This is a genomic window from Gordonia sp. ABSL11-1, assembly GCF_030315685.1.
Taxonomy (GTDB): domain Bacteria; phylum Actinomycetota; class Actinomycetes; order Mycobacteriales; family Mycobacteriaceae; genus Gordonia.
In genome coordinates this window covers 90,662-98,421 of the sequence record NZ_JASXSI010000019.1, presented here as the reverse complement: position 1 = coordinate 98,421, position 7,760 = coordinate 90,662, and the positions used below count along the sequence as shown (strand labels likewise).

The window sequence follows — 7,760 nt, the reverse complement described above, 5'->3', positions numbered from 1 at the left end:
TTTTCTCTAGGCAGGGATAGACCCTTCCGCGACCACGGGCTTGACCCGTAGGTTCCGGAAGGAGTCTGCGGGTCTGGCTCTCGTTACGAGGGAGAGGACGCCGAAATGGCACCCGCCAGCACGACCCACACCGCGTGGGAAACGATCGCAGAGGCTGCGAAACGCACCCGGTATTCCGAAGACACACTCCGCGAGCTGATTTCGTCGGGCCGTCTGCCTGCGTACCGCTTGAGCAGCCGCCCGAAGGCGAGAATCCGACTCAAAGCAGCCGACGTCGACGCTCTCCTGGAGCCGATGATCCCGACGGAAATCTACGGCGGCGCACGATGAGCACGCTGACAGACCAGATCATCACTCAGCTCGACGTCAGCGCCAGACTTCTCGACCGTGTCGAGCGCCACGTTGGCGATATTCCTTCCAGGGAGCTCACCGACGCAATCAGGGAGCTGCTTCCCGCCCTCGACCCCGGCGACGTGAACGTGTTCGTCATCGTGCAACTGTCTGAGGAAGTGCGCGCACGACGGCGCGCGAGAACGCTGGAGGCAGAACGGAAAGCGGAAGTCGAGGCACGACGTGACGCCGCTGAGGCTGAACGCCAGCGACTCGCCGCGATGACTCCGGAGCAGCGCAAGACCGAAACTGCTGAGCGCAACCAGCAATACCGGTGGGATCGACGCGGCCACGGCAACCTCCGGAAGGACGGAGCCGCCGCCGACGGGTGCCCGTGCGGTGAGTGCGAGGCCGCTCGGATACACCTGCGAGAAGGAGCTGAGCGAGAAGCTGAACGGCGAGAGCAGTTCAACCTCAATCTCAGCGGCCTGATCTCCGAGTACGAACAGTCGTTGCGGATCAAGTGGACTCAGGAGCTGCTTGATTCGACGTTCGCGATGCCCGATGGAACCACGGTTGCGTGGGGTGACGCGACGATCGACCAGCACCAAGCTCGAATCACCATGCTGACCAAGAACATCGCCGCCAACACCGAGGCCGCCTCCCGCCACCAGCGAGCGATCAGGGACCTGGAGACGCACGGCGTGGCATCGCTGCGTTCGCTTCCGTGACGGCTGCGCGAATCCACCAACCCGCAGCTCCCACAAACAACGGCGAAGGCCCCCAGCCGAGAATCCAGGGGCCTCCAACACCACCGAAAGGATCGAGGACGTGATCCGCGATCATTCTACCGCGACTGACGCCGCCACCCAGAAGATCGAGCAACGCGCAATCGCTCTGACGAAAACGCTGGGCGCAGCTCCCCTTTCCACCGACCGCAGCGCTGTGCGTGAATACCTCCGCGATCTCACCGACGCCGGTATACACACCCTGTTCGTGTACCCGGGATCGAAAGCTCCCGCCGACACCCGCACCGTGCGAGCGCGACTCGCCGACGATCAGGACGCGCAGCGCGAAGCGAAAGCGGCAGGGCGAGCCGACTGGCGACGGGTGAAGTCGAAGTCGGGGCACTACCTCGCTACCACTGATGCCGGCGTTTTAGACGGATACCTCGATCAATACGTCACCATCTTCGGCGACGACGTCCCGATCAATCTCGGCGTCAAGCTCGGTCCCTCGAACATTGTTGTGGTGGATTGCGATACGGCCGATCATGTGCAGTCGTTTCTCTCCGACACTGACGCGCCCTCCGACCTCGCACCGACAGTCCGGTCGCCGGGAGTCTGCGACGAACGAGGCCGCTGGGTACACAAAGACGGCGGTCATTTCTGGTTCGTGGTCCCCGATGACGTGGAGTTGCCGAGCCGATCTGGAACGTGGACCGCTTCCGGTGGTTACACGGTGATGTGGGGCGAACGGTATGTTCTGGTTCCTCCGTCCACTCGCAAGGAGGGAGCCTACGAGGGCACCGGTGACGTTCACGTAATCCCCGAGTGGCTGCTTGGTCGCTTGGCTGAGCACGCCGCAACAACGGCGCGGCAGTCCGAGATGGCGGGTGCATCCGACGAGTCCACGTCGATTGTCGAATGGAGCCAGTCACGGCCGTGGGCGGAAATTCTGGGTCCGGACTGGTCGCCGACCGAGCGGACCGACACGTGTGGCTGTGAAACGTGGACCGCCCCGGGCGTCCATGCCAGCGACAAGTCTGCGACGGCCCACGAGGCCGGTTGCACCGTCACCCAGCACGACCCCGATAACCCGCCCCTTCATTTCTGGACGACCGGCGACCGCGGACAGTTCAGTGGCTGGCCGCACAACAACATCAGCAAGCTCCAGGCAGTTGCCGTGACCGAGTTTGACGGCAATGTCGGGGAGGCAATGGCAGTGATGGACTTGTTCGACGATGAGCCGATGTCTCTTGCTGCTGAGGGGAACAAACCCGGAAGAGATATGCCTTCGTCCTCGAAACGGCGACTCGAAATCACCTGGGCTAACACAATTGAGCCCGAACCTGTCGTATGGCTGTGGGTGGACATCACGGGACGGAACCTGGCTCCGAAATCGGCGGAAACCGACGCGGTCGACCCGTTCGTGGTCGGTGATATTGCCTGTGTTGCGCCGGGGCACAGCTGGTCACGCCCGGAGGTTGAGACTGATGGACGTCTCGCGTGTGGGATGGTGTCGATTGCGGCGGGCCGCGAGGGCTCGGGAAAGTCGAGCTTCGGCATCTGGCTGGCCGCCAAGATCACTCGCGGGCTACTCCCCGGAGAGCACTACGGCACCCCGAAGCGGGTGTTCTACCTCGCAACCGAGGACAGCTGGCGACACACCCTCGTGCCTCGTTTAATGGCTGCACACGCCGATCTCTCGATGATCGCGCGGGTCGAAGTCGTTGAACACGAAACCAGCTCGGCAACCTTGTGCCTGCCTGACGACGTCGGGCTCCTTACCGAGCAAATCACTGCTCACGAGGTTGCGCTTGTGGTTGTTGACCCGCTCATGAGTACCATCGGCGGCGGCCTGGACGCCAACGCCAGTAAAGATGTTCGGCGGGCTCTGGAGCCGTTGGCCGCGATGGCCGACGAGACCGGCGCGGCCGTGGTCGCAATCGCTCACTTCAACAAAGCAACTGGACTCGATGCGCTGAGTCGGATCACCGGAAGCGGTGCGTTCAAGGACGTCGCCCGAGCCGTGATGGTGTTCGCGGACGATGGTGATGAGCGAGTCTTCACACAGCCCAAACACTCCGTCGGCCGGAGTGATCTCCCTTCGCTCACCTACCGGATTGACCAGGCGGTCGTCGACACCCCCAAGGGCAAAACCTCGACGGGCGTGTTCAGCTTTACCGGCTGGGCCGACCGCAGTGTCGATGATGTGCTCGCCGACTCCCGAACAATCCGACCACGCAAGTCCCCGCAGATGAAGTTCCTTATCGACTACATCTCGGAGCACCGCGACCCCGACACTGGCGAGGTTGATCTCGATGACGTGGTCGAAGCGGGCAAGGCCAAGGAATACACGCGCAAGCAACTCATCAGCGCCAGGTCTCGATGCGACGATCCGGCGATCGCGACGCGCTCGGAGGGCTTCGGCAAGGATAAGCGGACGTACTGGTCCCTGGAAGACTGACGGGTCCGAGATTGCTCGCGCGCGTGCCCAGGTGAGATTCTTGAGATTCTTGCTCTCACCTGGGCAAACACATGAGATTCATGGGAGATTCATGAGTGCGATTCTTGTGGGGTATTGAGATTCATGGCGCACCAAGAATCTCCCGTAAATCTCTTCATAAATCTCCTATGAATCTCGCCTATAACCCCAGGTAAGAACATAAATCACATAAATCTCACACGAGACCACGCGCGAGGGAGATTTCTGACAAGCGGCGTACCGTCGATCACGCCGTCGCCGAGGCGGACGGGTGGAGAAGCTGTGGGATCGAATCATCGCCCGCGCCAACGTATTAACCTCCCCTGTCGGCGTTCTTGGTCTGCACCGTTCTGCGGCATGATTGCGGCATGCCCCAGGTGATGCCCTTGCGCGATGCCCGCGCCCGAGCTGAGCGAGTGTTCTATCTTCGCTCAGTTGCCGGGCTATCTTGGTCGGCTATCCGCGACGAGTGTGGGTACACGTCGAACGGTGGTGCGCAGCGCGCCTACAAGCGATACCTCGACCGCAACCCCGTTCCGGACGGTGACACCGTGCTCGCCGAGATCATCGAACGCAAGCGGGTCACGACAGGCGTCGCCACCAAGGCACTCGCACGAGCTGTGTCATCGCAGGACTGGTCCGCCGCCGCATCCCTGCTGCGGACGATCAACGCCCAGGACAACGAACTCGCGAAGCTCTACGGGCTCCATGCACCTGAGCGCCACCAGCACCAAGTAGCAGTGGCGACTGCCGACCGGTTCGACCAGCTCGAACGCGAATTACTAGCCACCATCGACGGACAGGTAATCGAATGACCGAGACTCACACCAACCCCAAGGCTGAGTCGATCCGAGCGGCGATGGGGGTTGCCCGTACCGCCGCCGACGCCAACCTCGACACCGACACGCTCGGTCTGTTGACGGCAGGCCTGGCCGTCGATCAACGTATCGCCGACGGCGACCTCACCCCCGACGCTCTTGATCGCGAGGTCGCCGAGGGCATCGTCAGGGTCTTCGGCGACGTTCGCCGCGATGGCCCGCTATGGAGTCAGCATCTCCAGGTGTTCGAGGAGGTGCTGCGGATACTGAGCGAGGACGAACGGGCGGCGGCATGGCGGCGCACTGCGTGGTGCGACGCCGACGACCACCCCGCGCTGGCCGCACCCGCCGAGGCCGAGCCGTGGGATGAGCCCGCCCCGGAGCTGAGCGAGCCGGAGACGCACGAACAGCCTTCGCCCGCAGTCGATGTACCCCCACCGCCTGAGCCCGACGAGAGCGGCGATAAGGAGATCATCGAGGCCGAGATCGTCGAGGTCGAGCAGGTCACGTCGAGTCAGCGGCGCTATCGAGCACCCGTCGGAACGTTCGGACCTCCCGGTGTCACCAACCCGGCGCTTGCCCGCAGTATCAGCGGACGTCGTCAGCCCATCATCGAGATCGGCGGCGAGGCGGCAGGGTGGGGCTGATCGAATTGGCAACGCACACAACAGTGTTACTCCAACCGTCGTCGGGGTAACGATATAGACTAGGAGCATGGCCAACATGCGCGTCACTCGGACCCGACCCACCGCCCCGTCTGGCACGGCGGTCGCCTACCTTCGGGTGTCGACGACTGAGCAGTCCGACTCGGGGCTCGGCCTCGATGCCCAACGGCGAACCATCGAGGCATACGCCGAGGCGCGTGGGTTGACGATCGTCGAGTGGTTCGAGGATGCGGGAGTGAGCGGTGGCACCGCACCCACCAAACGACCCGCGATGAGCGATGCCCTCGACGCGCTGGCGAATCGACAGGCTGAGACCCTGCTCGCTGCCAAGCTCGACCGGATCAGCCGATCGCTGGCCGATGCGGTTGACCTCGATCGCATCGCAGCGAGGCAGGGATGGCGAATCACCACCGCTGACCAGATGGTCGACACAACCACCCCGGCTGGCCGGGCCGCGATGAACATGTTGCGGGTGTTCTCCGAGTTCGAGCGGGACATGATCTCGCAGCGCACCCGCGAGGCGCTGGCTGAGAAGCGGGCGCAGGGCGTCCAGCTCGGCACGCCCTCCAAGCTGACTGACGCCGTCGTCGAGCGCATCTGCCGAGCTGCGTACGGGGGTGCATCGTTGCGCTCGATCGGCTCATCTCTGGAGGCTGACGGCGTGCAGACCAGCAGCGGGTCGACCACCTGGCACGCTAACGCCGTGCGCCGGGTGCTCGACGGCCGACGAGGCCGAGCAATCACCGCCCACCTCGAAGCGACCGACCCCGATCACCCGGCGGCGTAGTCCGAGCGATGTAAACCCCGAGCTTGTATGGCGTTGTGGCCGATAGGGTTGCGGCCATGAGTTCCGATGCCGAACCGCCGATCTCGTCGCTACCGCTCAGTGAGCAGCCCGACGCGATTTGGCGTCAAGTCCAAGCGAACGAACGCGCGGCTGCCCGGCTGTTTTGGCCCTCTCCGATCATTGAGCGACTGCTTTGGCAGGTGTGCGGCGCCTGGGAGACCGTGATCGAGGAGGTTCGGTTCTTCCGTTACGTGATCGAGGAGAATCCACCGACCGAGCCGCCGTTCGTCTATCCGGACGGCGACAACGTGGCCCGCGACCTGCGGCGCATCGCCCGATGGCTGAACATCCGCCTGCCCAGCGAGACCGAGTGGACCGCCGAGTGCAAGCGTGCCAAGGCGATGCGTGACGATCTCGGCCACATGCTGCACTTCACTTCCATCTCCGGTGAGACGCCCAACCAGTCGGTGACCATTCGCAGGGTGCCCTACCGAGAGCCCGACGAGATGCGTATCGACAGCGGTTGGGCAATGCATAACCGCAAGACGGTGACGATTACCGAGGCCGAGGCTGGCGAAGTATTGGCTGGGCTGAAGTACGTCAACGACAGCATCTTCGCTCTCCGCAAGTTCGGGATGGAGTTCTCGACGGACCCCGACAACGACGGCATTCGGGACGTCCTCGGAATCCTGCCCTGGTGGCTCGACGATTGGGGACCTCGCCCCGGCGAAGAAGGCTGGACCGTACCGACAATGCGCCAGCTCCGAGTGCTTCCACAGCACGATTACATCGAGACCCTGCCTGAGTCCCAGCGCCCGCAGCCCTGAGCAACGACGACCACCCACATAATCCTCACGTGAGGATTAAGGGACACGGTCGACGGCCATAACACCTAGCGCTCTCGGTATTGTCACGCCATGCCCGCCTCCCAGCGCACCTGCTCGATCTGCGGCTCGACGTTCTACGGTCGGGTGGACGCCCTCTACTGCGGCCGTAGCTGCCAGCAGAAGGCATACCGCGCCCGTCACGCGACGTCTACCACTCACGTGACGAATAGCTCGCCCGTGACGATTCCGGCCGCCCCGTCACCCGTGCCGCCGGGCGATGAGTGGATGGCCGGACGTTTACGCTGGTACCGAACCCAAGCCGATCGACTCGCCGAGGCCGAGTCGATACCTGCGAGCAAGAAGAAGACCCGCGCCGACGCGATCGAAACAGCTCATCAATGGGACGGCGGCGCGGTGATCCGCGATTGGGTTACGGGCGTCATGTACCTCGGAGTTGACCCACTCGGCGAAACATTGCCCGCGTCGATCTCGCCTGACGTCGCCGCCGACCTGGCTCGCGATCTCGAAGCGGTGCTACCGCGTATCGCCGAGCTGACTGCGCTACTCAGGGGACGAGCTGCCCAACCATCACGCCAGCGGTCGCCGTTCACCCCCCGGCAGGTCGGCTACGAAGCCGTCACGTGACGACTAGCCCTCGCGTGATGCCACTCGGTAGCACGATCTCGCTCGAAATCGTGCTTACCCCGGTCAGCACGCCGACGCTACGCCGCTCGATTGCGACGCCACCTCGGCTGCACTGCTGGACACTAAACCACCAGCAACGCAACGGGTTCTGACATTCGAGGCACTCTCCAGGTCCTTGAGGCCGAAGTCGGTTGCACCCCGACTTGCTTACATCGTGAGCATGAGCACGCAAGCGATGGCCGACCCCCGCAGCCGGTCGATGGCCGGGTGGCGATCTCGGCTCGGAGTTCTCGCCAGCCGTGGCGAAACGAGCGGCCCCCGCGTCGATGAGGCGCGGGCAGCGCTGTCGTGGTGGAGGCTGCGCGCCGCCGTGAATCGCGAGGTCGCCTCCGGGCTCGTCGATCAGGACCAGGCCGATGCCGTGCTCGATTCCCTCATCGGGGAGGTCACCATGTCGACCTGATCGGGGAGGTCACCATGT

Annotated in this window: 9 protein-coding genes; all 9 read left to right on the top strand. The window is 63.8% G+C overall.

Going from position 1 to position 7,760, the window contains the following annotated elements; translation table 11 throughout:
- The first annotated feature begins 105 nt into the window (after positions 1–105).
- The 9 genes from QSJ19_RS19750 to QSJ19_RS19710 all read left to right on the top strand — a co-directional run bounded on the left by QSJ19_RS19750 (position 106) and on the right by QSJ19_RS19710 (position 7,742).
- A complete protein-coding gene (locus tag QSJ19_RS19750; RefSeq protein WP_286322695.1) occupies positions 106–330 on the top strand; it encodes a helix-turn-helix domain-containing protein in 225 nt (74 codons plus the stop codon).
- Positions 327–1,061 (top strand): hypothetical protein, encoded by a 735-nt coding sequence (locus tag QSJ19_RS19745; RefSeq protein ID WP_286322693.1) that lies wholly within the window; start codon positions 327–329, stop codon positions 1,059–1,061. The genes QSJ19_RS19750 and QSJ19_RS19745 overlap by 4 nt, the downstream gene beginning before the upstream one ends.
- Before the next feature lie 100 nt (positions 1,062–1,161).
- A complete protein-coding gene (locus QSJ19_RS19740) occupies positions 1,162–3,519 on the top strand; it encodes an AAA family ATPase (RefSeq protein WP_286322691.1) in 2,358 nt (785 codons plus the stop codon).
- Between the two features lie 386 nt (positions 3,520–3,905).
- A complete protein-coding gene (locus tag QSJ19_RS19735; RefSeq protein ID WP_286322690.1) occupies positions 3,906–4,352 on the top strand; it encodes a hypothetical protein in 447 nt (148 codons plus the stop codon).
- A complete protein-coding gene (locus tag QSJ19_RS19730; RefSeq protein ID WP_286322689.1) occupies positions 4,349–5,002 on the top strand; it encodes a hypothetical protein in 654 nt (217 codons plus the stop codon). The genes QSJ19_RS19735 and QSJ19_RS19730 overlap by 4 nt, the downstream gene beginning before the upstream one ends.
- A 67-nt stretch (positions 5,003–5,069) precedes the next feature.
- On the top strand, positions 5,070–5,807 hold the full coding sequence (locus tag QSJ19_RS19725; RefSeq protein ID WP_286322688.1) for a recombinase family protein: 738 nt from the start codon (positions 5,070–5,072) through the stop codon (positions 5,805–5,807).
- 56 nt (positions 5,808–5,863) lie between these two features.
- Complete coding sequence (locus QSJ19_RS19720) at positions 5,864–6,634, top strand: hypothetical protein (RefSeq protein ID WP_286322686.1); 771 nt, start codon at positions 5,864–5,866, stop codon at positions 6,632–6,634.
- Between the two features lie 90 nt (positions 6,635–6,724).
- On the top strand, positions 6,725–7,279 hold the full coding sequence (locus tag QSJ19_RS19715; protein ID WP_286322685.1) for a hypothetical protein: 555 nt from the start codon (positions 6,725–6,727) through the stop codon (positions 7,277–7,279).
- 220 nt (positions 7,280–7,499) lie between these two features.
- Entirely contained in the window at positions 7,500–7,742 is a 243-nt protein-coding gene (locus tag QSJ19_RS19710; protein ID WP_286322684.1) for a hypothetical protein, read from the top strand.
- Positions 7,743–7,760 lie beyond the last annotated feature (18 nt).

Bases quoted from the DNA above. Each gene is read 5' to 3' on its own strand.
- QSJ19_RS19750 (WP_286322695.1), top strand. From the start codon at position 106: ATGGCACCCGCCAGCACGACCCACACCGCGTGGGAAACGATCGCAGAG.
- QSJ19_RS19745 (WP_286322693.1), top strand. From the start codon at position 327: ATGAGCACGCTGACAGACCAGATCATCACTCAGCTCGACGTCAGCGCC.
- QSJ19_RS19735 (WP_286322690.1), top strand. From the start codon at position 3,906: ATGCCCCAGGTGATGCCCTTGCGCGATGCCCGCGCCCGAGCTGAGCGA.
- QSJ19_RS19730 (WP_286322689.1), top strand. From the start codon at position 4,349: ATGACCGAGACTCACACCAACCCCAAGGCTGAGTCGATCCGAGCGGCG.
- QSJ19_RS19725 (WP_286322688.1), top strand. From the start codon at position 5,070: ATGGCCAACATGCGCGTCACTCGGACCCGACCCACCGCCCCGTCTGGC.
- QSJ19_RS19720 (WP_286322686.1), top strand. From the start codon at position 5,864: ATGAGTTCCGATGCCGAACCGCCGATCTCGTCGCTACCGCTCAGTGAG.
- QSJ19_RS19715 (WP_286322685.1), top strand. From the start codon at position 6,725: ATGCCCGCCTCCCAGCGCACCTGCTCGATCTGCGGCTCGACGTTCTAC.
- QSJ19_RS19710 (WP_286322684.1), top strand. From the start codon at position 7,500: ATGAGCACGCAAGCGATGGCCGACCCCCGCAGCCGGTCGATGGCCGGG.